Source organism: Pseudomonas sp. GL_091, assembly GCF_057837725.1.
Map to the genome: position 1 here is coordinate 6341887 of NZ_CM174451.1, position 26271 is coordinate 6368157.

Consider the following 26271-nt stretch of genomic DNA (forward strand, 5'->3'; position numbering starts at 1 on the left):
CTGTCAGGCGTTCGTCAGGGTCTTAATTCATACCGACGACGTTTCGTTTCGAGATTACCCAGGAGATTTCATATGCGTGCTCCCTTTCGCCTGATTGGCGGTGTTCTGGTCGCAACCTTGCTGACTCAAGTGACCGCCTGCGGTTCAATCTTCTACCCGGATCGCCGTGGCCAAATCGAAGGCAAGATCGACCCGGCCATCGCCGCGCTCGACGCCGTGGGCCTGCTGTTCTACATCATCCCCGGCCTGATTGCTTTTGCCGTGGACTTCGCCACCGGCGCGATTTACTTCGAACCGGGCAAGACCGCCCAGGTCGACCCGCAAAAACTCAAGGACGCCATCGGTCCCGACGGCCAGGTCGATAACCGCAAGTTGCAGACTATTCTGGAAAGCGAGCTGGGCCGCAGCTTCCCGCTGGACGATCCACGCCTGATCCAGAGCAAAGGCAGCACCCAGCAACTGGCGATGTTCGGCCTGCAACCGGCCGCGTAATCCCTACGCGCAAAAGGACTCTTCAAGGAACGATGGCCGCTATGACCTCCAGCTCCGAACACGCCCGCCTGCTGCGGCTGGCGACCCGTGCCTCGGTGGCGGTGGCGTGCACATTGATTGTCGCCAAAGCCATCGCCTGGTGGCTGAGCGGCTCGGTGAGCATGCTCGCCGGGCTCACCGACTCGACACTCGACGGCGTCACGTCACTGCTCAACCTGCTGGCGGTGCATTACGCCCTGCGCCCCGCCGACAATGATCATCGCTACGGGCACGGCAAGGCCGAATCGTTGGCGGGCATGGCCCAGGCGTTGTTCATTGGCGGCAGTGCGGTACTGATTGCGTTGCAGGCCTTTGATCGGCTCAAACATCCCGAACCGGTCGGCGCGCCGTGGATCAGCATCGGTGTGATTGTGTTCTCCCTCGTCCTGACCCTGGCCTTGCTGATGCTGCAACATCGGGTGATCAAGGCCACCGGCTCCAACGCGGTGCGTGCCGACTCGCTGCATTACCGTTCGGACATGTTGCTCAACGGCAGCATTCTGCTGGCACTGATACTGGCCGGATTTGGCTGGGATCAGGTCGACGCCTGGTTTGGTCTGGGCATCGCCGCTTATATCTTTTGGAGCGCGGTGCAGATCGCCCGGGAGAGTTTTGCGGTGTTGATGGATGAAGAACTGCCGCCGGATGTCAGCCAGCACATGCTGGAATTGGCGTGCAGCGTGCCCGGTGTGTTGGGTGCGCATGACTTGCGTACGCGGATCTCCGGCAACCAGTGGTTTGTGCAGTTGCATCTGGAGTTGCCGGGGGAACTGACACTGTCAGTCGCCCACGGCATCAGCGATCAGGCTGCCGCCGCCATTCACAGCGCCTACCCGCGCGCCGAAGTGCTGGTGCACGCCGACCCGCGGGAAGTGGTGAAAGCCGCCCGGGGTCAGTAAGTCACCTGATAACCGCGACTGCTCAGGCAGTTGCCCTGGGCCTGTCGGTAGGCTTGCACCACCGACGGGTCTGGCTGGTAGGTGGCGGTTCGTGGATCGAAACCACTCTGCTGCACCGCGTATTGATAACACTCGTAACCATCCCGACTGACCTGCTCCGGCGACTGACCGTTGGCCGGATACGCCTCCACGTCATAACCATTGCTGGCGGCTGGTGGTTGCGACTGCGGCTGACCAGCCGGCGGCTCGACCACAACGTAGTCCTGAGTACTTTCCTGATAGGTGTAATAGGAACCGGCCGCCAGAAACAGCAGTGCCCCGCCGATCCACACTTGCTGGGCGTAATCGGGCAGGTATCTGACGCGAATTCCGCGCGGTGGCTCCACCACTTCATAGCGCGGACCGAGCGGGCGATACCAGTAACCGCCGGAATAGTAGTAATCCATGCCACGGTAAGGCACGCGGAAGTTGCGTTCGGGGAAGCGGTCGATCACTTGGCCGGGGCGATACCTGGGGCCTGGCCCCCAGCTGTTACCGTATCCACTCGGGCGCCCCTGCATGTGATTGTTATAGGACGGTGCGACTGTGTAGCCATTCCAGCGCTGGTTGTAATCGTTGCGACGCGGCTGGTCCTGGTAGTAACCGCGCTGCGGCTGCTGGGTCTGGCGCACGGTGTCGGGACGGGGCTGGATTGGCATGTCAGTGGCCGGCGCCTGCGGCGGTGGAGGCGGCGAGCGAACCCGGCTGTTGAAATCCGGCGCTGGACGGTTCTGCCACTGGCCATTGTTCTGATGTTGATTCCGGCCGTCGTGCTCGTTCTGGCGGTTGTCGTTGTTCTGCGCACGGGGCTGGTTCTGCTGCTGGCCGTTTTGCGGGTGCGGCTGGTTGCTGCCACCATGGCCCTGGTTATCGCCCTGATGCCCACCCTGGCCATGTTCCCCGCCATCATGGCCACGGTTTTGCGGCTCATCGGCCATCGTTTGCGCGGTGACACTGACACACAGCAAACCAACGCCGGCCAAACGCCAGATGCGCGACTTCATGCTTTTCCTCATTGCGGGTTAGGGCCTGTACATAAGACTGGGAAAGCAGTGGCCGGTTCTGCAACAGGTTATCAGTCACGCAACTTATTTATTGAGGGGCGGGGGGCAAATTCCGCACAAGAAAAAGGGGAGACCCGTCGGCCTCCCCTTAGAGAACTTCGTCCTGGCTCGACACTTGTGGCGTCGGCTCACCTCACGCCGTCTTCTGGACAGTGTGTAGCTCGGGGGTCGGCACATCCCCGGTGGGGGTGGCGACCGCGGCGGGCCTGATTCGGCGAGCCGCACTGGACTGTTTGTCCGAGCAGTGATTCTGGTGATAAGAATAGGCCGGGAGCGCCGGCAGAGGATTGCGAAGATTGCTGAATTAAACATCACTTGCGCAATTTTTAACCCCGGATACATAATCCTTCGCAATAGTTACGACAAAGGACCGTTTGATGAGCAAGCTCGACCGTTATGACCTGAGTATTCTGGCGGAATTGCAGCGCGACGCACGCATCTCCAACCAGGAGCTGGCCGAGCGCATCGGCCTGTCCCCTTCACCGTGCTCGCGGCGGGTCAAGCAACTGGAAGACGACGGTTACATTTCTCGCCAGGTCGCCCTGCTCGACCGCAAGATGCTCGGCCTGAGCCTGACCGCTTACGTGCTGATCGGCATGGACCGTCACACGCCGGAGCGTTTCGAGAACTTCGAAGCGGCCATCCGCACCCTGCCCCAAGTGCTCGAATGCAGCTTGGTGACCGGGATGGATGCCGACTATCAACTCAAGGTCGTGGTGCCGGACATGGATCACTACCAGAAACTGCTGCTGGGGCATCTGACGCGGATTGAAGGCGTGACCAGCGTGCGTTCGAGTTTTGTGTTGAATCAGGTATTGAATAGCACCGAACTGCCTTTGACTCATCTGCGCAGCTGATCGAGATTGCGGGGCACCAACTATTTTTGTGGCGAGGGGGCTCGTCGGGACGCCGCACCGCCCCGTTCGGCTGCGCAGCAGTCGCAAACTCAGCAAATGCAGTGTGTCAGGTTTAACCTGCTTGCAGATTTTAGGGCTGCTTCGCACCCCAACGGGGCGGTGCGGCGTCCCGACAAGCCCCCTCACCACAGGTGCGACACACCGACGCAGGTCAATACAGCGCGAACCCACGCAGGCGTATACTCCCCACGCCCTTTTAGCCGCGCCCGCGCTGGAGATGTTCGATGGATCCTGCCGTTTTCGAAGAGTGGATGATGACCGGACTGGTCACGATCCTGATCATTTTCATGGGTTTCATCGTATGGGATCTGGCGAAGAAGTCCAAGGCCGGGCGCTTTGGCTCGTTCATTCTGTTCTTCGTGCTGGGCCTGGGTGTGGCGGCGTTCGTGATCAAGAGCGTGGTGATCGGCCTGATCGAATCCGGCACGTTATAAGCGCGCCGGCACTTCCTTCCACTGGCCCTGATCGAGCCCTTCGATCGTCCAGTCGCCGATCCTGACCCGCACCAGGCGCAACGTCGGCAACCCGACCGCCGCGGTCATGCGCCGCACCTGCCGGTTGCGTCCTTCGCGAATCACCAACTCCAGCCAGCTGGTCGGCACGCTTTTACGAAAGCGCACCGGCGGATTGCGTGGCCACAACTCGGGTTCGTCCAGTTGCCGCGCTTCGGCGGGCAAGGTCATGCCGTCATTCAATTCGACGCCGTCACGCAAGCGCTGCAACTGCTCGGTGCTCGGCTCACCCTCGACCTGCACCCAATAGGTCTTGGCCAGCTTGTGTTTCGGGTCGGCGATCCGCGCCTGTAGCTGGCCGTCGTTGGTCAGCAATAACAACCCTTCGCTGTCGCGGTCCAGCCGTCCGGCCGGATAGATTCCCGGTACTTCGATGTAATCCTTGAGGGTCGCGCGCCCTTCGCCGTCACTGAATTGCGTCAGCACATCGAAGGGTTTGTTGAACAGGATCAGCTTCGGCTCGGCCGGTGGTGCCTTGGCGACACGGCGCGGGGCTGAAGGAGAGGGTTTCGCGCCGGGACGGCGGGAAGGTGGACGAGATGGACGCGACATGGGCAAAACAACATCTAACGGTCAGGGCTGCTAATGCTAGTAGCCCGACCGTTAAATGACCATCGACAAATCAGCGGAACGGCGGTTCGTCGAAGCTGCGCAGTTTGCGCGAGTGCAGCGAGTTGAGTTCGGTGCGCAACAGATCCACCGCCTCGATACCGATCTTCAAATGCTGGCTGACCGCGCGTTCATAGAAGGCGTTCGCCGAGCCCGGCAACTTGATTTCACTGTGCAGCGGCTTGTCCGAGACGCACAGCAACGTGCCGTACGGCACCCGCAATCGATAACCTTGCGCTGCGATGGTGCCGCTTTCCATGTCCACCGCCACGGCGCGGGACAGGTTGATCAGCGGCCGTTCCTGCGCCCAGCGCAGTTCCCAGTTACGGTCGTCGTAGGTCAGCACGGTGCCGGTACGCAGGCGTTTCTTCAGCTCGTCACCCTTCTCGCCGGTGACGTTGGCCGCCGCTTGCTGAAGCGCAAGCTGCACTTCGGCCAACGCCGGAATCGGAATGTTCGGCGGCACTACCCGGTCGAGAATCCCGTCGCGGCGCATGTAAGCGTGGGCCAGCACATAGTCACCAATCGTCTGCGACTGACGCAGGCCGCCGCAGTGGCCGATCATCAGCCAGCAATGCGGGCGCAGCACGGCCAGGTGGTCGGTGATGTTCTTGGCGTTGGACGGGCCGACGCCGATGTTGACCAAAGTCACACCGTGGCCGTCACTGGCGATCAGGTGATAGGCCGGCATCTGATAACGGTGCCAGACCACGCCAGCGGCAATTGCCGAGGCTTCGTCGTGATCCATGCTTTTTTCGATGATCACGTTGCCCGGCAGCACCATGCGCACGAAACGCGGGTCTGTGCGCAGTTGCTCCAGGCCATGGACGATGAACTGGTCGACGTAGCGGTGATAGTTGGTCAGCAGAATCCACGGCTGCACATGCCGCCAGTCGCTGCCGGTGTAATGCACCAGGCGGCGCAGGGAAAAATCCACCCGCGCGGCATCGAACAGGGCCAGTGGCAGCGGATCGGTGTTTTCCCAGTCGTACAAACCGTCGGCAATGCCGTCGGTCGCGGCCGACAGGTCGGTACTCGGGAACACCCGCGCCAGCACGGCAGCGGTGACGCCGGACCCCCCCAGTTCATCGCCCTGCTCGACCACATACGGATACGGAATGTTCTGCTCGCTGACACCGACTTCCACGGTCACGGTGAAATCGTGCATCAGCGGAACCAGCTGTTCCAGCAGGTATTTACGGAACGCCGATGGATGGGTGACGGTGACGCTGTAGGTGCCCGGCAACTGGACCTTGGCATAGGCACGGGTGGTCTGCGGGACTTCGCCCTGGCAAAGGTAGGTCAGGCGCAATTCGGGATAACGGAACAACGCTCGCTGCTCGGCATCAGGCTCGACGCGGTCCTTGAGATAGCGCTTGAGCGCCTGACTCAGCGCGGTGGTTGCACGATTGTGCAAGAGTGCAAGCCGATCCACGGCTTGCTCGGCGGTTTGAACGACAATAAAAGCTTCGGTCACGATCAGCATCCTGTGTTCTGACTTGCAGACCTTCATCTTGCCTGCATCGTCGCTTCACGGGAACAGCCAAAAAAGATCGCAGCCTGCGGCAGCTCCTACAAGGGCTCGTCGTGCACCCGTAGGAGCTGCCGAAGGCTGCGATCTTCTAACCAATCAGAAGCCTTGTGGAGTCGAGCGGGCGACAATGGCTTCCGCGTCCAAGCCTCGTGGCAATGCGCCGTACACTCGGCCACCACCACCCAAACGGCTGGCAATAAACGCATCACTGACCACCGCGTTACCCGCCTCCAGCAATAGTTTGGCCTGCAACCCCAGCGCAATGTCCTCGGTCAACTGCCGGGCACGGTACTGGATGTCGCTGGTGTCCTTGAAGGCTGCCTGCAATTGATTGATGTGCGCCGCCAGGCGCTTGTCACCATGGCCATCGCCCAACTCGCTGAACAGCGCATCGAGCACACCCGGCTCTTTCGACAGGGCACGCAGCACGTCGAGGCACTGCACGTTGCCGGAACCTTCCCACGTCGAATTCACCGGCGCCTCGCGGTAAAGCCGCGGCAGGATGCTGTCTTCGACATAACCCGCGCCGCCCATGCACTCGGCCGCTTCGTTGATCATGGCCGGCGCCCGCTTGCAGATCCAGTACTTGCCCACCGCCGTCACCAACCGGGCGAATTTGGCTTCCTGCGAATCGTCCAGATGATCCAGCGCCCGCCCCATGCGCAGGCTCAAGGCAAGGGCGGCTTCGCTTTCCAGCGCCAGATCCGCCAGCACGTTCTGCATCAACGGCTGTTCGCTGAGCAGTTTGCCGCCAACCGAACGGTGAGCGCAGTGATGGCTGGCCTGGGTCAGCGCCTGACGCATCAGCGAACTGGAACCGACCATGCAATCGAAGCGGGTCATGGCGACCATCTCGATGATCGTCGGAACGCCACGACCCTCTTCACCGATCATCCACGCCAGTGCGCCACGAAACTCCACTTCGCTGGAGGCGTTGGAGCAATTGCCGAGCTTGTTCTTCAGGCGCTGGATATAGAACTGATTGCGCGTGTCGTCCGGACGATGGCGCGGCAGCAGGAAACAGGTCAGGCCCTTGTCGGTCTGCGCCAGGGTCAGGAAGGCGTCGCACATCGGCGCCGAGCAAAACCACTTGTGCCCCACCAACTCATAGGCCTGGCCCGGACCGCTGGCACCGACCGGATACGCCTTGGTGGTATTGGCCCGCACATCGGTGCCGCCCTGCTTCTCGGTCATGGCCATGCCGATGGTGACCCCGGCCTTGTGGGCCATGCCGACGTTGCGCGGGTCGTATTCGGTGGCGAGGATTTTCGGCAGCCACTTTTCCGCCAGGTCCGGTTGCAAACGCATGGCCGGAACGCTGGCGAAGGTCATGGTCAGCGGGCAGCCACTGCCGGCCTCGGCCTGGCTGTGCAGATACGACATGCTAGCGCGGGCGACATGGGCGCCGTCCTGCGGGTGCGCCCAAGGCAGCGAGGTCAGGCCGTGCTCGACCGCCGTGCGCATCAATTGGTGATAAGCCGGATGAAATTCCACCAGGTCGATGCGATGACCAAACCGGTCATGGCTATTGAACACAGGTTTGTTCTGATTGGCGAGGAACCCGGCCTCCATCAACGGGCCACCGGCCAGCGCGCCATAGGCGTCGATCCGCGATTCGGCCCAACCGGCCCCGAACCGCCGCGACCATTCCTGCAACGGCAGGTCGATGCGGTACAGGTTGGCGCCGTCCAGTGACGGTGGCTGGTTGGTGACTTCGTGGGTTTCGGCGAACTGATGCAGGTTCATGACAGGGCTCCTTTGGTCGGCCAAGGGACTTCAGTTAAGCACCGCCCCTCGGCTGAACAAAGTGTCATATACGCCTAACTGTCGGCGCTTTCGCCCTGTTGCGAGCAGAGCACACGGCGGTAGAGCGCGGCCTGCAAGTCTTCGAATTTCACCGGCTTGTTCAAGTGATCAATCACCGCGCCGGTCGGGCAGCGCTCACGGTCACCGCCCAGGGCGATCATGAACAGCGGCAGTTCGGCATAACCCGGCAAAGCGCGGATCTGGCAGCACACCGACTCACCGCCCTGCAGCGACAACTGAGAATCGACCAGCACCGCATCAAACCCTTCGCGCTGCAAGAGATCGAGCGCGACGTCGGCGCTGTCGGCCGTACGCACGCGAAACCCCAGCTTGAGCAACATGCCGCGCATCACCAACTGGCTGATGCTGTTGTCATCCACCAACAGCACGGCACAATCCTGAGGCAAGCGCAGGCGCGGAAAATCCCGGGTCATCAACGGCGTCACCGGACGTTCGGCCACCGCCAACCCGACTTCCACATCCAACTGAAACCGGCTGCCGCGCCCTGGCTCGGTGCGATGCGTCAGGCGTCCACCGAGCAATTCAATCAACTGTCGGCAAATCGCCAGACCAACACCCAGGCCACCGTATTCACGGGTCATCGAGCCATCGAGCTGGAAGAACCGTTGATACATCGTGGCCTCCCCCAAATCGGTGAAACCAATGCCCGTGTCGATCACCGCAAAGGTCAACGCCAGCCGGTCGGGCTCAATGGCCTTGCCGGTCACCCGCAGGGCCAGGCCGCCGACCTTGGTGAACTTGATGGCGTTATCCAGCAGGCATTCCAGGCACTGCGCGATCTTGACGTTGTCGCCGTGCAAACGATCCGGCACACCTGGCGCGACATCGACCTTGAAGTCCAGCGACTTGCTCGATGCGTTGCCCTCGAACTGCGTGCGCAGTGCCTCGACCAGGCCACGCAAGCTGAAGGTGTCGGCCGAGGCCTTGAGTTTGCTGGCCTGCAATTCGGTGAGGGTGAGGATGCCGTTGACCATGCGCATCATGTCCCGTGCCGATCCCGAAGCCGTCTGCTGATACTGCTCGAGCTCCGGGTCCATTTCGACCGTCTGCATCAGTTCCAGCGAACCGATCACACCGTTCATGGGCGTACGCAGTTCGTGGGTCAGGGTGGCAAGGAATTCGTCCTTGAGCTTGTTACTGCGAGCCAGTTGCTGGTTGAGGACTTCAAGTTTCTGGCTGGCGTCGAACAGCGTTTGTGCCTGCTGCTCGCGCATGTCGTTGATGCGGTCGGCCAGCGCCAGAGACAGCAACGCCACTTCGATGGCCGAGCCAATCTGGCTGGAATACATGGTCAGGAACACGTTCGGCAGGTAGCCCAGCACCATCAGCGTATTGACGATGCCGCCGAGCAAAAACGCCGACCAGGCAATGATGAAATACCGCGCCACCCGCAGGCCCCGCAGCCAGGCAAAGATCCCGGCGGCAAAAATCACCACAGTGAATGTCAGCGCCAGGGCCGTGGCCAGGCGCAAGGCCAGGGCGTAGTTGGTCATCAATGACAGGCCGACCACCAGCGCACCGAAAGCAACCAGCGCCAGCAACAAGCGGTCGAGCCAGCGACTGTGGGTAGCCATTTGCAAGAAACTGCGGGCGAACTGACTGCCGAACAGCCCCGCACAGCCGATGAAAAACGGCGTCGCAGCATTGGCCCACCACGGACTGTCCGGCCAGAAATACTGCACGGCCGCACCGTTTACCGACAACTGATACAAACCGAACGAGGCGATATAGAGGATGTAGTAGAGGTAACTGGTGTCGCGCACGCTGAGGTAGATGAACAGGTTGTAGACCAGCATCCCCAACAGCACGCCGTAGATCAGCCCCAGTACGTAGAGGCGCACGGGCTGCTCTTCAAGGTAGGCGGTGCTCGACCACAACGTGACCGGTGCCTGGATCGAGCCTTCGCTTTGCAATCGCAGGAATACGGTTTCGGCCTGGTCCGGCTTGAACGTCAGGTCGAACAAATAGCTGTTCTGACGAATCTCGCGGCTGGCGAACGGCAAGGCATCGCCGGTCTGCCTGACCAACTGATAGTTGCCGGCCGCATCGGGCAAATAGAGATCGAGATGATCGAGGGGCGGATAGGCCAGTTCCAGCAGCCAGGTCCGTTGCGCCGCCGGATTGGCCGGACGGTAATGCAGGTCGATTTTCAGCCAGAACACTGAACGCGAATACCCGGCGTTGAGCGTGTCTTTGTGGTGCGGTTTGAAGTTGCCGGCCGCCGCTTGTGCACGGATATCCGCGATGGTCGCCTGACCACCTGCGTCCTCATAGACCTGCAGGGTACGGCCCAAGGGGAGGCTTTGAGTGGACTCATCGAACTCGACGGCGTTTGCCAGGAGGGGCAAACACAACAGCAACATCAGCAAATAGTGCATTGAAGCCCCAGCGTGGCCTGTCCGGTTCTGTCAGGAAGCCCCCCATTCCTTTTGAGCAGACGTAAAACCGGTATTACCTGTTATTGGTTTGGATCCACTCTAGCATAGCCGTTGATAGCCATTAAACACCATTGAAATTTTTCCTGAAAAGGCTCTAGGACGGGCGTCTCAGAGCGACTACCAGAAGGCGTTTTGTGGTTGATGAGTCACCGTGGCGAGGGAGCTTGTCGGATCGCCGCACCGTCCCGTTCGAGTGCGAAGCAGTCGTAAAACCAGCCGACTGAGGAACCTGACAGTTTGTTGGGGCCGCTTCGCGACCCTACGGGGCAAGCCCCCTCGCCACAATGGAACAGGTGGACTGGATGTCGCTACACCCGCAAAACAGGTTTGGTGGTAAGCTCGCGCACCATGAATATCTACAGCTCTCGCCCCGTTGTCCTCTGTCTCTCCGGCCACGACCCAAGTGGTGGCGCCGGCTTGCAGGCAGATATCGAAGCCCTGCTCGCTCAGGGTTGCCATGCGGCTCCGGCCGTCACCGCCCTGACCGTGCAAGACACTGTCAATGTCACTGACTTCCGCGTCCTCGACCGTGAGTGGGTACTGGCCCAGGCCAATGCCGTGCTCAACGACTCCGAAGTCGCGGCGGTCAAACTGGGCATGCTCGGTTCCCTGGAAATGGTCGACACCGTGGTCGAACTGCTTTCGGCGCATCCGCATTTGCCGGTGGTCTGCGACCCGGTGCTACGCGCTGGCGGCGGCGGACGCCTAGGCAAGGACGAGGTCGGCTATGCCATGCGCGAACGCCTGCTGCCTTTGTCGATCATTGCGACCCCCAACCTTCCCGAAGCCCGCATCCTCGCCGAACTGCCCGAAGGCACCGCGGACGAGTGCGCTGAAAAACTCCTGCCGTTCGTCAAACACCTGCTGATCACCGGCGGCCATGGCGACGAAACCGAAATCCACAATCGCCTGTACAGCCGCAACGGCTTGCGTGAAACCTTTACCTGCCAGCGCTTGCCGGGCAGCTATCACGGTTCCGGCTGCACCCTGGCCAGTGCGCTGGCCGGTCGTCTGGCCCAGGGCGAAAACCTCGCCAGTGCCGTACAGACCGCGCTTAACTACACATGGCGCACCCTGCGTGATGCCGAGCAGCTGGGCAAAGGCCAGTTTGTGCCGCGCCGCTTGCCACTGGATTTCTGTTCGTAACTTCTATTTGTAATGCGGTGAGGCTTGTCCGATGAAACTACGTGGCCTGTACGCCATTACCGACAGCCATTTGCTGGACGGTAAGTTGCTCAAGTACGTGGAGGCGGCGCTGGAAGGCGGCGTCACCTTGCTGCAATACCGCGACAAAAGTAGCGACGAGGCTCGCCGCCTGCGTGAGGCCGAAGCCTTGCGCGGGCTGTGCGAACGTTACAAGACGCAGTTGATCATCAACGACGACGCCGAGTTGGCGGCACGCCTGAACGTGGGCGTGCACCTGGGCCAGACCGACGGCCCACTGACTCCGGCCCGTGCACTGCTCGGGCGTCAGGCGATCATCGGTTCAACCTGCCACGCACAGCTCGAACTGGCCGAACAGGCTGCTAAAGAAGGTGCCAACTACGTCGCGTTCGGCCGCTTCTTCAATTCGAACACCAAGCCCGGCGCCCCGACCTGCAGCCTCGACCTGCTCGACCAGGCCCGCAAGCAATTGCACCTGCCGATCTGCGCGATCGGCGGCATCACCCTGGATAACGCCGCCCCACTGGTGGCCCATGGCGTCGATCTGCTGGCGGTGGTGCATGGCCTGTTCGGTGCCGATAGCACGGCTGAGGTGACCCGCCGCGCCCGCGCCTTCAACGAATTGTTTTCTATTTAAGCTTTAAATCTGATTTGAGAGCCCGATCATGTCTCGTTCCGAAACGCTGTTTGCCAATGCCCAGAAACACATTCCCGGTGGCGTGAACTCGCCGGTTCGCGCGTTCAAGAGCGTCGGCGGCACGCCGTTGTTCTTCAAACACGCCGAAGGCGCCTACGTCACCGACGAGGACGACAAGCGTTATGTGGATTACGTCGGTTCCTGGGGCCCGATGATCCTCGGCCACAGCCATCCAGACGTACTGGACGCGGTGCGCAAGCAGCTTGAGCACGGCCTGTCCTACGGCGCCCCGACCGAGATGGAAACCCAGATGGCCGATCTGGTCTGCTCGCTGGTGCCGTCGATGGAAATGGTGCGTATGGTCAGCTCCGGCACCGAAGCGACCATGAGCGCTATCCGCCTGGCCCGTGGCTTCACCGGCCGCGACAGCATCATCAAGTTCGAAGGCTGCTACCACGGTCACTCCGACAGCCTGCTGGTCAAGGCCGGTTCCGGCGCACTGACCCAGGGCGTACCGAGTTCGGCTGGTGTACCGGCGGCATTCGCCAAACACACCCTGACCCTGCCGTTCAACGACATCGACGCGGTAGAAACCATGCTCGCCGAAGTCGGCCAGGACGTGGCCTGCATCATCGTCGAGCCAGTGGCCGGCAACATGAACTGCGTGCCGCCGGCACCGGGTTTCCTCGAAGGCCTGCGGACCCTGTGCGACAAGCACGGCGTGGTGCTGATTTTCGACGAAGTGATGACCGGTTTTCGCGTCGCCCTCGGCGGTGCCCAGGCGTACTACGGCGTGACGCCGGACCTGACCACCTTCGGCAAGATCATCGGTGGTGGCATGCCGGTCGGCTGCTTCGGTGGCAAGCGCGAAATCATGCAGCGCATCGCCCCGCTGGGCCCGGTCTACCAGGCCGGTACGTTGTCCGGTAACCCGCTGGCGATGGCCGCCGGCCTGACCACCCTGCGCCTGATCAGCCGCCCGGGCTTCCACGCCGAGCTGACCGACTTCACCACTCGCCTGCTCGACGGCCTGCAACAGCGCGCCGATGCGGCCGGCATTCCGTTCGTGACCACCCAGGCCGGCGGCATGTTCGGCCTGTACTTCAGCGGTGCCGACGACATCGTCACCTTCGATGACGTGATGGCCAGCGACGCAGCCCTGTTCGGCCGCTTCTTCCACCTGATGCTGGAAGGTGGCGTGTATCTGGCACCGAGCGCATTCGAAGCCGGTTTCACTTCGATCGCCCACGGCGAAGCTGAACTGAAGCTGACCCTGGACGCCGCCGAGCGCGCCTTCGCGGCCTTGAAGTAATGCTGAATCGCTGACGTTGGCCCTTGCCAGCGTCAGCTTTCGCCTGCATTCCCACGATTTTTCCTACTCATCTGCTAATAATCCCCCGCAAAGTGGGCGATAAATTTCCCGCGCAGCAGAAAAACGAGTAAAGACTTTGTAAGGTTGCCCCTGCTTATTTCATAATGCGCGCTTATTGGATCCCTCGATGGGTCCGCGCGCCCTTCAGAGGTAAGTCGATTCCCATGAACCGCACCGGCCGCACCCTTGCACTGGGCTGCCTGTTGCTTCTTCAGCCCCTGCTCGCGCACGCACAAGCAGGCGGCAACTCGTTGTTAATCCCAGCGATGGGTCGCTGCACCCTCAATACCCAACCGCAAGACCTGGAACAGGCACTCACCGCCTGCCAGAAAGCGTCGGAAGAAGGGGATGCGCAAGCGCAATACGAGCTGGGTGAATTCTACTACGAAGGCAAAAACGCCCCGCGCGACCTCAATCAAGCCCTGAGCTATTTCGAAAAAGCCTCGCTGCAAGGCCACGCCCAGGCGCAATTCAAACTCGGCACCATGTTCTTCCACGGCGAAGGCGTGCCGGCCAATAACGTTCAGGCGTACATCCTGCTGAAGATGGCGGCGGTCAACGGCGCCGAAGACGCACTGGACACCGCCGACGAAGTCACCGAAAAGATGCCCCGCGAAGAACTGGAGCTTGCTACCCAGGTACTCGGGCAAATCTTCCGTAAATATTTGATGGAATTGCAGAGCGCTGACGGGCGTACGCCTTTCGCGCCACTGCCCTGACAGCGACTCGGTCCCCTGTGGCGAGGGGGCAAGCCCCCTCGCCACAAAGCTCACCACACCACAAAGGCTTACTTCTCAGGCATCGGCATCGGAAACGGCATCACATTGCCGACCGCGCCACGGGCTTCGCTGATTTTCGGTGTTCCCATACGCTCGACTTCGTCGATACGCACGATCGAATGCATCGGCACAAAACTGCGCACCACGCCTTCGAACTGGGCCTTGAGCTTTTCTTCGCTCGGATCGACGACCACTTGCGTGCGCTCGCCAAAGACGAACTCTTCCACTTCCAGAAAGCCCCACAGATCACTTTGATAGATCTGCTTGGCGTACATTTCGAACACCTGGCCCTGGTTGAGGAAAATCACCTTGTAGATTGGAGCTTCACGTTTGGTCATGGCAGGCGAAACACATCGGGGGATAAAAATGAGGGCGCGAACTATAGCATAGCCATCGGACGCGCAGCGGTAGGAACCTGGGTACATGTTCCCTATAATGCGCGGTTCTTTGAATCACGTGATGACTCTTTCCATGGCCAAGAAGCTTTACATCGAAACCCACGGTTGCCAGATGAACGAGTACGACAGCTCGCGCATGGTCGATCTGCTGGGCGAACATCAGGCCCTGGAAGTCACCGCCCGCGCCGAAGACGCCGACGTGATCCTGCTCAACACCTGCTCGATCCGCGAACGTGCACAGGATCGTGTCTATTCCCAGCTCGGCCGCTGGCGCGAACTGAAGCTGGCCAACCCGGACATGGTGATCGCTGTCGGCGGTTGCGTGGCCAGCCAGGAAGGCGCGGCCATTCGCGATCGGGCGCCATACGTCGACGTGGTCTTCGGCCCGCAGACCCTGCACCGCCTTCCGGAAATGATCGACGCCGCGCGCACCAGCAAGCTGCCGCAAGTCGACGTCTCGTTTCCGGAAATCGAAAAATTCGATCACCTGCCCGAACCGCGCATCGACGGCCCGAGCGCTTACGTGTCGGTGATGGAAGGTTGCAGCAAGTACTGCACGTTCTGCGTGGTGCCCTACACCCGCGGTGAAGAGGTCAGCCGACCGTTCGACGACGTGCTTGCCGAGATCATTCACTTGGCCGAAAACGGCGTGCGCGAAGTGACGCTGCTGGGGCAAAACGTCAACGGCTATCGTGGCCTCACTCATGACGGGCGCCTGGCGGATCTGGCCGAGCTGATCCGCGTGGTCGCCGCGGTCGATGGTATCGACCGTATCCGTTACACCACGTCGCATCCACTGGAGTTCTCCGACAGCCTGATCCAGGCCCACGCCGACGTGCCGGAGCTGGTCAAGCACCTGCACTTGCCGGTGCAATCGGGCTCGGACCGCATCCTCGCCGCGATGAAGCGCAACCACACCGCGCTGGAATACAAATCCAAACTGCGCAAGCTGCGGGCCGCCGTGCCGGGGATCTGCATCAGCTCGGACTTCATCGTCGGTTTCCCCGGCGAGACCGAAAAAGACTTCGAACAAACCATGAAGCTGATTGCCGACGTCGGCTTCGACTTTTCCTACTCGTTCGTCTACAGCCAACGCCCGGGCACACCGGCCGCCGACCTGACCGATGACACCCCGGAAGAGCTGAAAAAAGAACGCCTGAATGCCCTGCAGCATCGCTTGAACCAGCAAGGCTTCGAGATCAGCCGACAAATGGTCGGTTCGATCCAGCGGATCCTGGTGACCGACTACTCGAAAAAGGACCCGGGCGAGCTGCAAGGCCGGACCGAAAATAACCGTATCGTCAACTTCCGCTGCGACAATCCGACCCTGATCGGCCAGTTCGCGGACGTGCACATCGATGCCGCGCAGCCGCACTCGCTGCGGGGTTCGCTGGTGTAGGAGCGAGCTTGCTCGCGATGGGCGTCAACGATGACGCGTGCATCCTGAATGAGCGCGGAGCATTCAAGCCCTTCGCGAGCAAGCTCGCTCCTACATGACCCACGCCAGAGGCAGGAATCGGGTTGCCTTATTTAAGAGCTTTCGTACCCACGCCACTGGCGCTATCCTTGATTCATCACTATTGCCCCAGGGCGGCTAAATACGACCTTGAACGCACCCATAGAACCACATCGTTTCATTCTCGAGCCTTTTGAAGCTCGTCGCTTCGCCAATCTGTGCGGGCAATTCGACGAGCATTTGCGCTTGATCGAACAGCGCCTGACCATCGAGATCCGCAATCGCGGAAACCAGTTCGAGCTGATCGGCGAACCCAAACACACCACCTCCGCGGAAAACCTCCTGCGCCGCCTGTACCGGGAAACCAAGGGTACCGAGCTGTCGCCGGACATGGTGCACCTGTTCCTGCAGGAATCGGCCGTCGAGCAGCTGGACAACCACTCCCCCGCCGAACCGTCCGTGGCCCTTCGCACCAAGAAAGGCATGATTCGCCCCCGCGGCTTGAATCAGCTGCGCTACGTGAAGGAAATCCTCGGTAACGACATCAACTTCGGCATCGGCCCGGCCGGTACCGGCAAGACCTACCTGGCCGTGGCCTGCGCGGTGGATGCACTCGAGCGCGAGCAGATTCGCCGCATCCTGCTGGTTCGTCCCGCGGTCGAAGCGGGTGAAAAACTCGGCTTCCTGCCCGGCGACCTGTCGCAAAAAATCGACCCGTACCTGCGCCCGCTCTACGACGCACTCTACGAAATGCTCGGCTTCGAATACGTCGCCAAGCTGATCGAGCGCCAGGTGATCGAAGTCGCGCCGCTGGCCTACATGCGCGGCCGTACGCTGAACAACAGCTTCATCATTCTCGACGAAAGCCAGAACACCACGGTCGAGCAAATGAAGATGTTCCTGACCCGGATAGGCTTCGGCTCCACGGCCGTCATCACCGGGGACATCACCCAGGTCGACCTGCCACGCGGCACCAAGTCCGGCCTGCACCATGTGATTGAAGTACTCAAGGATGTGCCGGGGATCAGCTTCACCCATTTCCAGCCCAAGGACGTCGTGCGCCATCCACTGGTGCAGCGCATCGTTGAAGCCTACGAGCGCTTCGAAACCAAAGCGGCCGATGATGCCGCCGCCAAGGATAGCCGCCGCGATGCTTGAGCTTGACCTGCAAATCGCCACCGAAGCCTGCACCCCCAGCGAAGCCGAGTTCCGCCAGTGGTGCGAACTGGCTTTGCGCCAGCGCACCGCCGATTCGGAGATGACCATTCGTCTGGTCGACGAAGCCGAAGGACGCGAGCTGAACCACACCTGGCGGCAAAAGGATTACGCAACTAACGTCTTGTCATTCCCGGCCGATGTGCCGGATGAGTTCCTCGACATCCCGCTGCTGGGCGATCTGGTGATCTGCGTGGCCGTGGTCGAGCGCGAAGCCCTGGATCAAGGCAAGGAACTCAAGGCCCATTGGGCACACCTGGTGATTCACGGCTGCTTGCATCTGCTTGGTTACGACCATATTGATGACGACGAAGCCGAAGAAATGGAAGCACTGGAACGAACGTTGCTAGCAGAACTGGGCTTTCCCGATCCGTACGCGGACGACGAAGCCGATTTATCCCCTACCGAAACAACAAAGGATTCAGAGTAATCGCTATGAGCGAAGATCGATCGAGCAACGGGCAGAAGTCATGGCTGGGTAAGCTCACCCAGGCTTTTGCCCACGAGCCGAAAAACCGCCAGGAGCTGCTGGAGCTGCTGCGCGATGCACACCAGAACAAACTGCTGGACAGCGAAGCGCTGGCCATCGTCGAAGGCGCCATCCAGGTGGCTGACTTGCAGGTCCGGGACATCATGGTCCCGCGCTCGCAAATGGTCAGCATCAAGGCGACCCAGACACCCCGCGAGTTCCTGCCTGCCGTGGTCGACTCGGCCCACTCCCGCTATCCGGTGATCGGTGAAAGCCACGATGACGTGATGGGCGTGTTGCTGGCCAAGGACTTGCTGCCGTTGATCCTCAAGGAGAACGGCGACAGCTTCAACATCAAGGACCTGCTGCGCCCGGCCACCTTCGTGCCGGAGTCCAAGCGCCTTAACGTGCTGCTGCGCGAGTTTCGTGCCAACCACAACCACATGGCCATCGTCATCGACGAGTACGGCGGCGTGGCAGGCCTGGTGACCATCGAAGACGTGCTGGAGCAAATCGTCGGCGACATCGAAGACGAACACGACGTCGAGGAAGACAGCTACATCAAGCCGCTGCCCAGCGGTGACTTCCTGATCAAAGCCCTGACGCCGATCGAGAACTTCAACGAGTTCTTCGACAGCGAATTCTCCGACGACGAATTCGACACCGTTGGCGGCCTGGTGATGAGCGCGTTCGGGCATTTGCCAAAACGCAACGAAATCACTGAAATCGGCCCGTACCGTTTCCGCATCCTGAACGCCGACAGCCGTCGGATTCACTTGCTTCGCCTGACGCCCATTGCTCGCTAAGGATTGAAATGCGCTGGACAACCCGCCCCGGCTGGCCCGGTAACCTGCTGGCCGTGGCGGCCGGTGCAATCACCACACTGGCCCTGGCGCCGTTCGATATCTGGCCACTGGCACTGCTCGCCGTCGGGCTGTTCTATGCCGGCACGCGCGAGCTGAGCCCACGTCAGGCACTGGGTCGCGGCTGGTGTTTCGGTTTCGGCCTGTTCGGAGCCGGCACCAGCTGGATCTACTACAGCATTCACCACTTCGGCGGCGCTTCGGTATTGCTGGCCGGTTTCCTGATGCTGCTCTTCACGGCGGCGATTGCCTGGTTCTTTGCCCTGCCCGCCTGGATTTGGGCGCGCTGGCTGCGCCGCAATGAGGCGCCGCTGGCCGATGCCTTGGCCTTCGCGGCGCTGTGGGTCGGCCAGGAGGCCTTCCGCGGCTGGTTCCTGACAGGTTTCCCGTGGCTGTATTCCGGTTACAGCCAGCTCGATGGCCCGCTGGCCGGGCTCGCCCCTATCGGCGGGATGTGGCTGATTTCCTTCACCCTGGCGCTGACAGCTGCGTTGATCTACAACGGCTTGCGCCTGGTTCGCACGGGGCGCAAAGGCTTCATCGCTGCCGGAGCATTGCTGTTGGTCGGTCCATGGCTGCTCGGCATGGCCCTCAAACATCATGCCTGGACCAGCCCGTCAGGCCCGCCACTGAGCGTCGCCGCCATTCAGGGCAACATCGAGCAGAGCATGAAGTGGGACCCGGCGCAGCTCAACGCGCAACTGGCGTTGTACCGCGACATGAGTTTCAGCTCCAGGCGCGTCGATCTTCTCATCTGGCCGGAAACGGCGATTCCGGTGCTCAAGGAGTCCGCCGAAGGCTACCTGAACATGATGGGCAACTTCGCGGCCGAACGTAAATCGGCGTTGATTACCGGTGTCCCGGTCCGCATGGAGGTACGCCACGAGAAGCGTTTCTTCAATGGCATCACCGTTACCGGTGAGGGCGACGGCACTTACCTCAAGCAAAAACTGGTGCCGTTTGGTGAATATGTTCCGCTGCAGGATGTGCTACGCGGGCTGATCGCATTCTTCGACCTGCCGATGTCGGACTTTGCCCGCGGCCCGGCCGACCAGCCTCTACTGCAGGCCAAGGGTTATCAGATCGCGCCGTTCATCTGCTATGAAGTGGTCTATCCGGAGTTCGCCGCCAGCCTTGCCGCCCGCAGCGACCTGTTGCTGACCATCAGCAACGACACCTGGTTCGGCACCTCCATCGGCCCGCTGCAACACCTGCAGATGGCGCAGATGCGTGCACTGGAGGCCGGCCGCTGGATGATCCGCGCCACCAACAACGGCGTGTCCGGCCTGATCAACCCATTCGGTCAGATTACCGATCAGATCCCGCAGTTCGAACGCGGCATCCTGTATGGCGAAGTGGTGCCGATGCACAACCTCACGCCGTACCTGGAATGGCGTTCGTGGCCATTGCTCATTCTCTGCGTGTTGTTGTTTGGCTGGGCGCTGATTGCGAGCCGGATGGCCAAGACCGTCTGAAATCATTTGTGGCGAGGGAGCTTGCTCTCTCGCCACAGGGATTAGCGCTTAGCGATAGAAAAGCGAATAACCGACCTGCCCCACCGCCTCGTTCATCAACTGCCCGTTCTGCCAGATCGCCTTGAACTCCGGCATCCAGCCACCCAGTGGCTGCGCATTTTCGCCGCCCAGAAACCCTACTGGCGCCGGCACCACCTCAAACCCGGCCTTGCGAAAACTCCAGACCGCTCGTGGCATATGCCAGGCCTGGGTCACGAGCACCACACGCTTGATGCCCTGTGGCAGCAACACCTCGGCGCTGAACTGCGCATTTTCCCAGGTCGTGCGGCTGCGCCCTTCCTGCCAGCGCACGGTCACGCCAAAATCGTCACGCAAGGAGTCAGCCATTATCTGCGCCTCGCTTGGCGGAGTGCCGTAATGCAAGCCGCCGCTGGTCAGTACCGGCAAGCCGGAAGCCTTGGTCAGCCTCGCGGCAAAGCGCTGGCGTTCCAGGCCTATACCCGTGGGCTGGTCGGCCCCCCAGGCCACATCACCGCGCTCGCGCCCCGAGCCGAGGACCACGATCGCGTCCGCGCGCTGCCCCAGGATTGCCCATTCATTGCGGGCCAGCGGTGGCTCACGCTCGAGCAGGCCGGCACTCCACTGCACCACCACCGGCAGGCTCATCAGCCAGAAGCCACCCAGCCCCAGAGCAAAGCACGCACCGGCAAGCCTTGGCCTTGAGCGGCGCAACCACCAGGCGAGCAAAAGCAGCAGCAATAGAATGCCGGGTGGCAAAAGAAGTTGTTTCACGAAATAACGAAAAGGCATCGAGCATCTCCCGGAGATGCCCGAAGCCTAAGTGGGTTCGCGCAATGCGACAATCAATACAGGAGGACTATGCTTCAAAAAACCATGGAGTACGGCTCTGCGCCCTATTTGAACTGCAAAGACCGGACCTTTACCGCGTCTCTGCCGGGAACCTTGTCCTTGAGCCAGATGATCTTGGCCGAACGTGGTGCGTCGAGTTGCTTTATTGCCTCTGACAAGCATCCGTGTGTCTCACGCTCGCTGCGATCCAGATACGCCTTGACCAGTGCAAACTCTGCGGGGCTCAGGCCGCGCAGTTCCAGTTCCAGAGGGCGTTCGTCGCGCAACCGGCCAGCGGTTTTTGCCGCATCCAGGGCCAAGGCCAACCGATCGATCAGCCTTTCGTACAGCTCCGGTTTTGTAGCTTTTTGCTGAGACTCAACCATCCCTCACCTCATTGGAAGATAAGACCTACTCCCCAGTTAGAGCTTAGCTTCCATGAACAAACCGGCTGAACGCCGCGACCAACGGCCCTCGCAGCGGTTTTTGCAGGACGTGCGGCAACAATCAGGGTTTCCCTCGGTAGAGCGCGGTCATGTATGCTACGGCGCTTCCTGTAACTCCACTTCCAGCTCGGCTGGGCATCGAAAACGCCAATGTGGCGAGATCAGCGTCCAGCGTTGCATTGAAGAGGATTAGGCCACCCCTATTCAGTTCAAAAGTAGCCATGCACGAACAATATCAGCCCCGTGAAATCGAAGCCGCCGCCCAGTCGTTCTGGGACGAGCAAAAGTCCTTTGAAGTCAGTGAACAGCCAGGCAAGGAGACTTACTACTGCCTGTCGATGTTCCCTTACCCCAGCGGCAAGCTACACATGGGGCACGTGCGCAACTACACCATCGGCGACGTGATTTCCCGCTACCAGCGCATGCAAGGCAAGAACGTTCTGCAACCCATGGGTTGGGACGCCTTCGGCATGCCGGCGGAAAACGCCGCGATGAAGAACAACGTAGCGCCAGCCAAATGGACCTACGAAAACATCGCCTACATGAAAAACCAGCTGCGCAGCCTGGGCCTGGCGGTGGACTGGTCGCGCGAAGTGACTACCTGCAAGCCCGATTACTACCGCTGGGAACAATGGCTGTTCACTCGCCTGTTCGAAAAAGGTGTGATTTACAAAAAAAGCGGCACCGTGAACTGGGACCCGGTCGACCAGACCGTCCTGGCCAACGAGCAAGTGATCGATGGTCGCGGCTGGCGTTCCGGCGCGCTGATCGAAAAGCGCGAAATCCCGATGTACTACTTCAAGATCACCGCCTACGCGGATGAACTGCTGGAGAGCCTCGACGAGCTGACTGGCTGGCCTGAACAGGTCAAGACCATGCAGCGCAACTGGATCGGCAAATCCCGCGGCATGGAAGTGCAGTTCCCGTACAACGTCGATTCCATCGGCGAAACCGGCGCGCTGAAAGTTTTCACCACCCGTCCAGACACCCTGATGGGCGCGACCTACGTCGCCGTGGCCGCCGAACACCACCTGGCCACCCTGGCCGCACAGAACAATCCTGAGCTGCAAGCGTTCATCGCTGAATGCAAGGGCGGCAGCGTGGCCGAAGCCGACGTCGCCACCCAGGAGAAAAAAGGCCTGCCAACCGGCCTGTTCGTCGAGCACCCGCTGACCGGCGAAAAACTGCCGGTCTGGGTCGCCAACTATGTGCTGATGCACTACGGCGACGGCGCGGTGATGGCGGTTCCGGCCCACGACGAGCGCGATTTCGAATTCGCCCACAAGTACAACCTGCCGGTTAAATCGGTAGTGCGCACCAGTTCCGGTGACAGCAACCCGGCGCCATGGCAAGACGCCTACGGCGAGTACGGCACGCTGATCAATTCCGGCGAGTTCGATGGCCTCGAATTCGCGGGCGCCTTCGACGCCATCGAAGTCGCGCTGATCAAGAAAGAACTGGGCGCCTCGCGTACCCAGTTCCGCCTGCGCGACTGGGGCATCAGCCGTCAGCGTTACTGGGGCTGCCCGATCCCGATCATCCACTGCGACACTTGCGGTGACGTGCCGGTACCGGAAGATCAATTGCCTGTCGTGCTGCCGGAAGACGTCGTACCCGATGGCGCCGGTTCGCCACTGGCGCGCATGCCCGAGTTCTACGAGTGCAGCTGCCCTAAATGCGGCCAGCCTGCCAAGCGTGAAACCGACACCATGGACACTTTCGTCGAGTCCTCGTGGTACTACGCCCGTTACGCCTCGCCGCACTTTGAAGGTGGCCTGGTGGAAAAATCGGCGGCAGACCACTGGCTGCCGGTGGATCAGTACATCGGCGGTATCGAACACGCGATTCTTCACCTGCTCTATGCGCGCTTCTTCCACAAGCTGATGCGCGACGAAGGCCTGGTGAGCTCCAACGAGCCGTTCAAGAACCTGCTGACCCAGGGCATGGTGATCGCCGAGACGTACTATCGCCGCGAAGCCAATGGCGCTTACACCTGGTTCAACCCGGCGGACGTCGAGCTTGAGCGTGACAGCAAAGCCAAGGTTATCAGCGCCAAGCTGAAAGCTGACGGCTTGCCGGTGGAAATCGGCGGCACCGAGAAGATGGCCAAGTCGAAGAACAACGGCGTCGACCCACAGTCGATGATCGACCAGTTCGGCGCAGACACCTGCCGCCTGTTCATGATGTTCGCCTCGCCACCGGACATGAGCGCGGAATGGTCCGACTCCGGCGTCGAAGGTTCGCACCGTTTCCTCAAGCGCGTCTGGCGTCTGGCTCAAGCCCACGTCACTCAGGGCCTGCCAGGCAAGCTGGACGTCGCCAGCCTGAATGACGAGCAGAAAGCCGTTCGTCGTTCGATCCACCTGGCCATCAAGCAGGCCAGCCAGGACGTAGGGCAGAACCACAAATTCAACACCGCCATCGCTCAGGTGATGACGCTGATGAACGTGTTGGAAAAAGCCGCGCAAGGCACCGAACAGGATCGCGCACTGATTCACGAAGGTCTGGAAACCGTGATTCTGCTGCTGGCTCCAATCACGCCGCACATCAGCCACGAGCTGTGGAATCAACTGGGTCACGCTGATCCTGTGATCGACGCCGGTTGGCCGGTGGTGGATGACAGCGCTTTGGTACAGGACAGCCTGCAGTTGGTGATTCAGGTCAACGGCAAACTGCGTGGTCACATCGAAATGCCAGCCAGCGCCAGCCGCGAAGAAGTCGAAGCCGCCGCCCGTGCCAACGAAAACGTCCTGCGTTTCGTCGATGGTCTGACCATTCGTAAAGTGATCGTAGTGCCCGGGAAACTGGTCAATATCGTCGCCAGCTAATTGGAGCAGGCGCCAGGCGAGCCTGGCGCCGGACAAAACCTTTCGGGCCGCTCGATCGGCCCACATGGTTTCAAGGGGAGCAACAAGATGATCAAACGCAATCTGCTGGTGATGGGCCTCGCGGTTCTGCTGAGCGCCTGCGGTTTCCAGCTGCGCGGCACCGACACCAACGAACTGGCGATCAAGGAACTCGACCTGAGTGCCCGTAACGCCTATGGCGAAACCGTGACCCAGTTGCGTCAGGCACTGGAGGGCAGCGGCGTCAAGGTCTACACCGGTGCACCTTACAAACTGGTGCTGACCAATGAGCAGGAAACCCAGCGCATCCTCAGCTACGCCGGTGCCGGTCGTGCTGGCGAGTACCAGGTGACCACCGTATTGAACTACGACATCCGTGGTCGCGGTGACCTGCCACTGATGAGCGACAAGCTTGAAGTGCAGAAAATCTACATGCACGACGGCAACAACCTGGTGGGTTCCGACCAGGAAGCCGCAACGGCCCGGACAGAAGCCCGCCGCGAGCTGGTTCAACGCATGTTGCTGCGTCTGCAACAACTGAGCCCTGGCCAACTGGATCAGCTGCAGCAGACTGCCGAAGCCAAGGCCAAGGCAGACGCCGCGGCACTGGAAGCGGCACGCAAGACTGAAGCGGAAACCCCGCGCCAGTCGCCTATCGAACTGCCGCAGCAGTAAGACTTACGGGGCGCCCAAGCGCCCCGTTCGCCCTCTCTTATGAAGCTCGCCCCCGCCCAACTCGCCAAACACCTGCAAGGCACCCTTGCGCCGGTCTATATCATCAGCGGCGATGACCCGCTGCTGTGCCAGGAGGCGGCCGACACTATTCGCGCTGCCGCCCGCCAGCAGGGATTCGATGAGCGCCAGGTGTTTGCCGCCGACGCCAGTTTCGACTGGGGGACATTGCTGCAAGCCGGTGCCAGCATGTCGCTGTTCGCCGAAAAACGCCTGCTGGAACTGCGCCTGCCTTCCGGCAAACCCGGCGACAAGGGGGCCGCCGCACTTATCGAATACTGTTCGCGCCCGGCCGACGACACCATGCTGCTGATCAGCTTGCCGAAGCTTGATGGCAGCGCGCAGAAAACCAAGTGGGGCAAAGCGCTGGTCGAAGGACAGCAAACCCAGTTCGTGCAGATCTGGCCTGTCGATGTCGCCCAGTTGCCAAGCTGGATCCGCCAACGCCTGTCCCAGGCCGGGCTTTCCGCCAGCCAGGACGCTGTTGAGCTGATCGCCGCGCGGGTCGAGGGCAACTTGCTGGCCGCCGCCCAGGAAATCGAAAAGCTCAAACTGATGGCCGAAGGCGGCCAGATCACCGTTGAAACCGTGCAGGCTGCAGTGGCCGACAGTGCGCGCTTCGATGTCTTCGGCCTGACCGATGCGGTGCTCAATGGCGAAGCGGCCCATGCCTTGCGCATGCTTGAAGGGTTGCGTGGGGAAGGCGTCGAGCCGCCGGTGATTCTCTGGGCCCTGGCCCGGGAGTTGCGCCTGTTGGCCAATATTTCCCTGCAATACAGCCAGGGCACGCCGCTGGACAAGGCCTTCAGCCAGGCCAAACCTCCGATCTGGGACAAACGTAAACCGTTGATGAGCAAAGCCCTGCAACGCTACTCGGCGCAACGCTGGGCGCAACTGCTGCTCGAAGCACAACGCATCGACGCCCAGATCAAGGGCCAGGCTGCCGGTTCGCCGTGGATGAGCCTGAGCCGGTTGACGTTGTTGATGGCCGGGCAGCGCTTAACCCTGCCCGCTGAGTAACACCGCCCCTGTAGGAGCGAGCTTGCTCGCGAAGCACCTGAGGGCACTGCGTTGAATCAGAAACCCTCGCGTTATCGTTAACGACCTTCGCGAGCAAGCTCGCTCCTACAGAGAGCGGCGCTTTTTCCGATAGTCATCGGGACTGGACAGCCTTTCAACTTCGGCCGATGATTTGCCCCG

The 26271-nt window shown here is 61.0% G+C and carries 24 protein-coding genes; 16 read left to right on the top strand and 8 right to left on the bottom strand.

Features of this window, described 5'->3' with window-relative positions; translation table 11 throughout:
- Nucleotides 1-72: 72 nt before the first annotated feature.
- Together AC3ITY_RS28890 and AC3ITY_RS28895 are read left to right on the top strand one after the other, a co-directional pair.
- Nucleotides 73-492 (top strand): polyribonucleotide nucleotidyltransferase, encoded by a 420-nt coding sequence (locus tag AC3ITY_RS28890; RefSeq protein ID WP_102673653.1) that lies wholly within the window; start codon nucleotides 73-75, stop codon nucleotides 490-492.
- Nucleotides 493-533: 41 nt separating this feature from the next.
- Entirely contained in the window at nucleotides 534-1430 is an 897-nt protein-coding gene (locus tag AC3ITY_RS28895; RefSeq protein ID WP_489306331.1) for a cation diffusion facilitator family transporter, read from the top strand.
- On the opposite strand, the gene AC3ITY_RS28900 is transcribed toward AC3ITY_RS28895, so the two are convergent.
- Nucleotides 1424-2473, bottom strand: a complete 1050-nt coding sequence (locus tag AC3ITY_RS28900) for a DUF6515 family protein (protein ID WP_489306333.1) — start codon at nucleotides 2471-2473, stop codon at nucleotides 1424-1426. The genes AC3ITY_RS28895 and AC3ITY_RS28900 overlap by 7 nt on opposite strands.
- Before the next feature lie 437 nt (nucleotides 2474-2910).
- On the opposite strand from AC3ITY_RS28900, the gene AC3ITY_RS28905 reads away from it, so the two are divergent.
- Complete coding sequence (locus AC3ITY_RS28905) at nucleotides 2911-3390, top strand: Lrp/AsnC family transcriptional regulator (RefSeq protein ID WP_007937367.1); 480 nt, start codon at nucleotides 2911-2913, stop codon at nucleotides 3388-3390.
- A gap of 284 nt (nucleotides 3391-3674) precedes the next feature.
- Nucleotides 3675-3884, top strand: a complete 210-nt coding sequence (locus tag AC3ITY_RS28910; RefSeq protein ID WP_008022976.1) for a DUF2788 domain-containing protein — start codon at nucleotides 3675-3677, stop codon at nucleotides 3882-3884.
- Here AC3ITY_RS28910 and AC3ITY_RS28915 read toward each other — a convergent pair.
- The 4 genes from AC3ITY_RS28915 to AC3ITY_RS28930 all read right to left on the bottom strand — a co-directional run bounded on the left by AC3ITY_RS28915 (nucleotide 3879) and on the right by AC3ITY_RS28930 (nucleotide 10310).
- Entirely contained in the window at nucleotides 3879-4514 is a 636-nt protein-coding gene (locus tag AC3ITY_RS28915; protein ID WP_489306335.1) for a pseudouridine synthase, read from the bottom strand. The two genes, AC3ITY_RS28910 and AC3ITY_RS28915, sit on opposite strands and share 6 nt — an antisense overlap.
- Before the next feature lie 70 nt (nucleotides 4515-4584).
- Nucleotides 4585-6084 carry an AMP nucleosidase gene (amn, locus tag AC3ITY_RS28920; protein ID WP_489306336.1) on the bottom strand — a complete coding sequence of 500 codons (1500 nt, stop codon included), beginning with the start codon at nucleotides 6082-6084 and terminating at the stop codon, nucleotides 4585-4587.
- Between the two features lie 117 nt (nucleotides 6085-6201).
- Complete coding sequence (locus tag AC3ITY_RS28925; protein ID WP_489306338.1) at nucleotides 6202-7851, bottom strand: acyl-CoA dehydrogenase family protein; 1650 nt, start codon at nucleotides 7849-7851, stop codon at nucleotides 6202-6204.
- A gap of 74 nt (nucleotides 7852-7925) precedes the next feature.
- A complete protein-coding gene (locus AC3ITY_RS28930; RefSeq protein ID WP_489306339.1) occupies nucleotides 7926-10310 on the bottom strand; it encodes a 7TM diverse intracellular signaling domain-containing protein in 2385 nt (794 codons plus the stop codon).
- A gap of 408 nt (nucleotides 10311-10718) precedes the next feature.
- On the opposite strand from AC3ITY_RS28930, the gene AC3ITY_RS28935 reads away from it, so the two are divergent.
- From AC3ITY_RS28935 to AC3ITY_RS28950, 4 genes are all read left to right on the top strand, one after another.
- The gene (locus tag AC3ITY_RS28935) at nucleotides 10719-11516 is read left to right on the top strand and encodes a hydroxymethylpyrimidine/phosphomethylpyrimidine kinase (protein ID WP_489306341.1); all 798 of its coding nucleotides are present in this window, start codon (nucleotides 10719-10721) and stop codon (nucleotides 11514-11516) included.
- A 31-nt stretch (nucleotides 11517-11547) separates the two neighbouring features.
- A complete protein-coding gene (gene thiE, locus AC3ITY_RS28940) occupies nucleotides 11548-12171 on the top strand; it encodes a thiamine phosphate synthase (RefSeq protein ID WP_489306342.1) in 624 nt (207 codons plus the stop codon).
- 28 nt (nucleotides 12172-12199) lie between these two features.
- Entirely contained in the window at nucleotides 12200-13483 is a 1284-nt protein-coding gene (gene hemL, locus AC3ITY_RS28945; RefSeq protein WP_489306344.1) for a glutamate-1-semialdehyde 2,1-aminomutase, read from the top strand.
- Between the two features lie 224 nt (nucleotides 13484-13707).
- A complete protein-coding gene (locus AC3ITY_RS28950) occupies nucleotides 13708-14262 on the top strand; it encodes a tetratricopeptide repeat protein (RefSeq protein ID WP_223453569.1) in 555 nt (184 codons plus the stop codon).
- A 68-nt stretch (nucleotides 14263-14330) separates the two neighbouring features.
- On the opposite strand, the gene AC3ITY_RS28955 is transcribed toward AC3ITY_RS28950, so the two are convergent.
- A complete protein-coding gene (locus tag AC3ITY_RS28955) occupies nucleotides 14331-14660 on the bottom strand; it encodes a DUF1820 family protein (protein WP_008052403.1) in 330 nt (109 codons plus the stop codon).
- A gap of 133 nt (nucleotides 14661-14793) precedes the next feature.
- Between AC3ITY_RS28955 and miaB the strand changes: the two genes are divergently transcribed.
- The 5 genes from miaB (at nucleotide 14794) to lnt (ending at nucleotide 20198) form a co-directional block, all read left to right on the top strand.
- Nucleotides 14794-16119: a tRNA (N6-isopentenyl adenosine(37)-C2)-methylthiotransferase MiaB gene (gene miaB / locus AC3ITY_RS28960; RefSeq protein WP_489306346.1), complete on the top strand. Its 1326-nt coding sequence runs from the start codon at nucleotides 14794-14796 to the stop codon at nucleotides 16117-16119.
- 207 nt (nucleotides 16120-16326) lie between these two features.
- Complete coding sequence (locus tag AC3ITY_RS28965; RefSeq protein ID WP_008022966.1) at nucleotides 16327-17334, top strand: PhoH family protein; 1008 nt, start codon at nucleotides 16327-16329, stop codon at nucleotides 17332-17334.
- Nucleotides 17327-17821 carry an rRNA maturation RNase YbeY gene (gene ybeY / locus AC3ITY_RS28970; protein ID WP_489306348.1) on the top strand — a complete coding sequence of 165 codons (495 nt, stop codon included), beginning with the start codon at nucleotides 17327-17329 and terminating at the stop codon, nucleotides 17819-17821. The genes AC3ITY_RS28965 and ybeY overlap by 8 nt, the downstream gene beginning before the upstream one ends.
- Nucleotides 17822-17826: 5 nt before the next feature.
- Nucleotides 17827-18666, top strand: coding sequence for a CorC family transporter (locus AC3ITY_RS28975; RefSeq protein WP_027924283.1), 840 nt, complete (start codon nucleotides 17827-17829; stop codon nucleotides 18664-18666).
- Nucleotides 18667-18674: 8 nt separating this feature from the next.
- Complete coding sequence (gene lnt / locus AC3ITY_RS28980; protein ID WP_489306350.1) at nucleotides 18675-20198, top strand: apolipoprotein N-acyltransferase; 1524 nt, start codon at nucleotides 18675-18677, stop codon at nucleotides 20196-20198.
- A gap of 48 nt (nucleotides 20199-20246) precedes the next feature.
- On the opposite strand, the gene AC3ITY_RS28985 is transcribed toward lnt, so the two are convergent.
- On the bottom strand, nucleotides 20247-21008 hold the full coding sequence (locus tag AC3ITY_RS28985) for a YdcF family protein (protein ID WP_489306351.1): 762 nt from the start codon (nucleotides 21006-21008) through the stop codon (nucleotides 20247-20249).
- 104 nt (nucleotides 21009-21112) lie between these two features.
- Nucleotides 21113-21433, bottom strand: coding sequence for a hypothetical protein (locus AC3ITY_RS28990; RefSeq protein WP_223453579.1), 321 nt, complete (start codon nucleotides 21431-21433; stop codon nucleotides 21113-21115).
- Nucleotides 21434-21714: 281 nt separating this feature from the next.
- Between AC3ITY_RS28990 and leuS the strand changes: the two genes are divergently transcribed.
- The 3 genes from leuS to holA all read left to right on the top strand — a co-directional run bounded on the left by leuS (nucleotide 21715) and on the right by holA (nucleotide 26091).
- A complete protein-coding gene (gene leuS, locus AC3ITY_RS28995) occupies nucleotides 21715-24321 on the top strand; it encodes a leucine--tRNA ligase (RefSeq protein WP_489306353.1) in 2607 nt (868 codons plus the stop codon).
- Nucleotides 24322-24408: 87 nt separating this feature from the next.
- The gene (locus tag AC3ITY_RS29000) at nucleotides 24409-25014 is read left to right on the top strand and encodes an LPS-assembly lipoprotein LptE (protein WP_489306355.1); all 606 of its coding nucleotides are present in this window, start codon (nucleotides 24409-24411) and stop codon (nucleotides 25012-25014) included.
- A gap of 39 nt (nucleotides 25015-25053) precedes the next feature.
- Nucleotides 25054-26091 carry a DNA polymerase III subunit delta gene (gene holA, locus AC3ITY_RS29005; protein ID WP_489306357.1) on the top strand — a complete coding sequence of 346 codons (1038 nt, stop codon included), beginning with the start codon at nucleotides 25054-25056 and terminating at the stop codon, nucleotides 26089-26091.
- Nucleotides 26092-26271: the final 180 nt, after the last annotated feature.

What these genes read in the sequence shown, in the direction of transcription:
- AC3ITY_RS28890 (WP_102673653.1), top strand. Translation starts at nt 73, where the DNA reads ATGCGTGCTCCCTTTCGCCTGATTGGCGGTGTTCTGGTCGCAACCTTG.
- AC3ITY_RS28895 (WP_489306331.1), top strand. Translation starts at nt 534, where the DNA reads ATGACCTCCAGCTCCGAACACGCCCGCCTGCTGCGGCTGGCGACCCGT.
- AC3ITY_RS28900 (WP_489306333.1), bottom strand. Translation starts at nt 2,473, where the DNA reads ATGAAGTCGCGCATCTGGCGTTTGGCCGGCGTTGGTTTGCTGTGTGTC.
- AC3ITY_RS28905 (WP_007937367.1), top strand. Translation starts at nt 2,911, where the DNA reads ATGAGCAAGCTCGACCGTTATGACCTGAGTATTCTGGCGGAATTGCAG.
- AC3ITY_RS28910 (WP_008022976.1), top strand. Translation starts at nt 3,675, where the DNA reads ATGGATCCTGCCGTTTTCGAAGAGTGGATGATGACCGGACTGGTCACG.
- AC3ITY_RS28915 (WP_489306335.1), bottom strand. Translation starts at nt 4,514, where the DNA reads ATGTCGCGTCCATCTCGTCCACCTTCCCGCCGTCCCGGCGCGAAACCC.
- amn (WP_489306336.1), bottom strand. Translation starts at nt 6,084, where the DNA reads ATGAAGGTCTGCAAGTCAGAACACAGGATGCTGATCGTGACCGAAGCT.
- AC3ITY_RS28925 (WP_489306338.1), bottom strand. Translation starts at nt 7,851, where the DNA reads ATGAACCTGCATCAGTTCGCCGAAACCCACGAAGTCACCAACCAGCCA.
- AC3ITY_RS28930 (WP_489306339.1), bottom strand. Translation starts at nt 10,310, where the DNA reads ATGCACTATTTGCTGATGTTGCTGTTGTGTTTGCCCCTCCTGGCAAAC.
- AC3ITY_RS28935 (WP_489306341.1), top strand. Translation starts at nt 10,719, where the DNA reads ATGAATATCTACAGCTCTCGCCCCGTTGTCCTCTGTCTCTCCGGCCAC.
- thiE (WP_489306342.1), top strand. Translation starts at nt 11,548, where the DNA reads ATGAAACTACGTGGCCTGTACGCCATTACCGACAGCCATTTGCTGGAC.
- hemL (WP_489306344.1), top strand. Translation starts at nt 12,200, where the DNA reads ATGTCTCGTTCCGAAACGCTGTTTGCCAATGCCCAGAAACACATTCCC.
- AC3ITY_RS28950 (WP_223453569.1), top strand. Translation starts at nt 13,708, where the DNA reads ATGAACCGCACCGGCCGCACCCTTGCACTGGGCTGCCTGTTGCTTCTT.
- AC3ITY_RS28955 (WP_008052403.1), bottom strand. Translation starts at nt 14,660, where the DNA reads ATGACCAAACGTGAAGCTCCAATCTACAAGGTGATTTTCCTCAACCAG.
- miaB (WP_489306346.1), top strand. Translation starts at nt 14,794, where the DNA reads ATGGCCAAGAAGCTTTACATCGAAACCCACGGTTGCCAGATGAACGAG.
- ybeY (WP_489306348.1), top strand. Translation starts at nt 17,327, where the DNA reads ATGCTTGAGCTTGACCTGCAAATCGCCACCGAAGCCTGCACCCCCAGC.
- AC3ITY_RS28975 (WP_027924283.1), top strand. Translation starts at nt 17,827, where the DNA reads ATGAGCGAAGATCGATCGAGCAACGGGCAGAAGTCATGGCTGGGTAAG.
- lnt (WP_489306350.1), top strand. Translation starts at nt 18,675, where the DNA reads ATGCGCTGGACAACCCGCCCCGGCTGGCCCGGTAACCTGCTGGCCGTG.
- AC3ITY_RS28985 (WP_489306351.1), bottom strand. Translation starts at nt 21,008, where the DNA reads ATGCCTTTTCGTTATTTCGTGAAACAACTTCTTTTGCCACCCGGCATT.
- AC3ITY_RS28990 (WP_223453579.1), bottom strand. Translation starts at nt 21,433, where the DNA reads ATGGTTGAGTCTCAGCAAAAAGCTACAAAACCGGAGCTGTACGAAAGG.
- leuS (WP_489306353.1), top strand. Translation starts at nt 21,715, where the DNA reads ATGCACGAACAATATCAGCCCCGTGAAATCGAAGCCGCCGCCCAGTCG.
- AC3ITY_RS29000 (WP_489306355.1), top strand. Translation starts at nt 24,409, where the DNA reads ATGATCAAACGCAATCTGCTGGTGATGGGCCTCGCGGTTCTGCTGAGC.
- holA (WP_489306357.1), top strand. Translation starts at nt 25,054, where the DNA reads ATGAAGCTCGCCCCCGCCCAACTCGCCAAACACCTGCAAGGCACCCTT.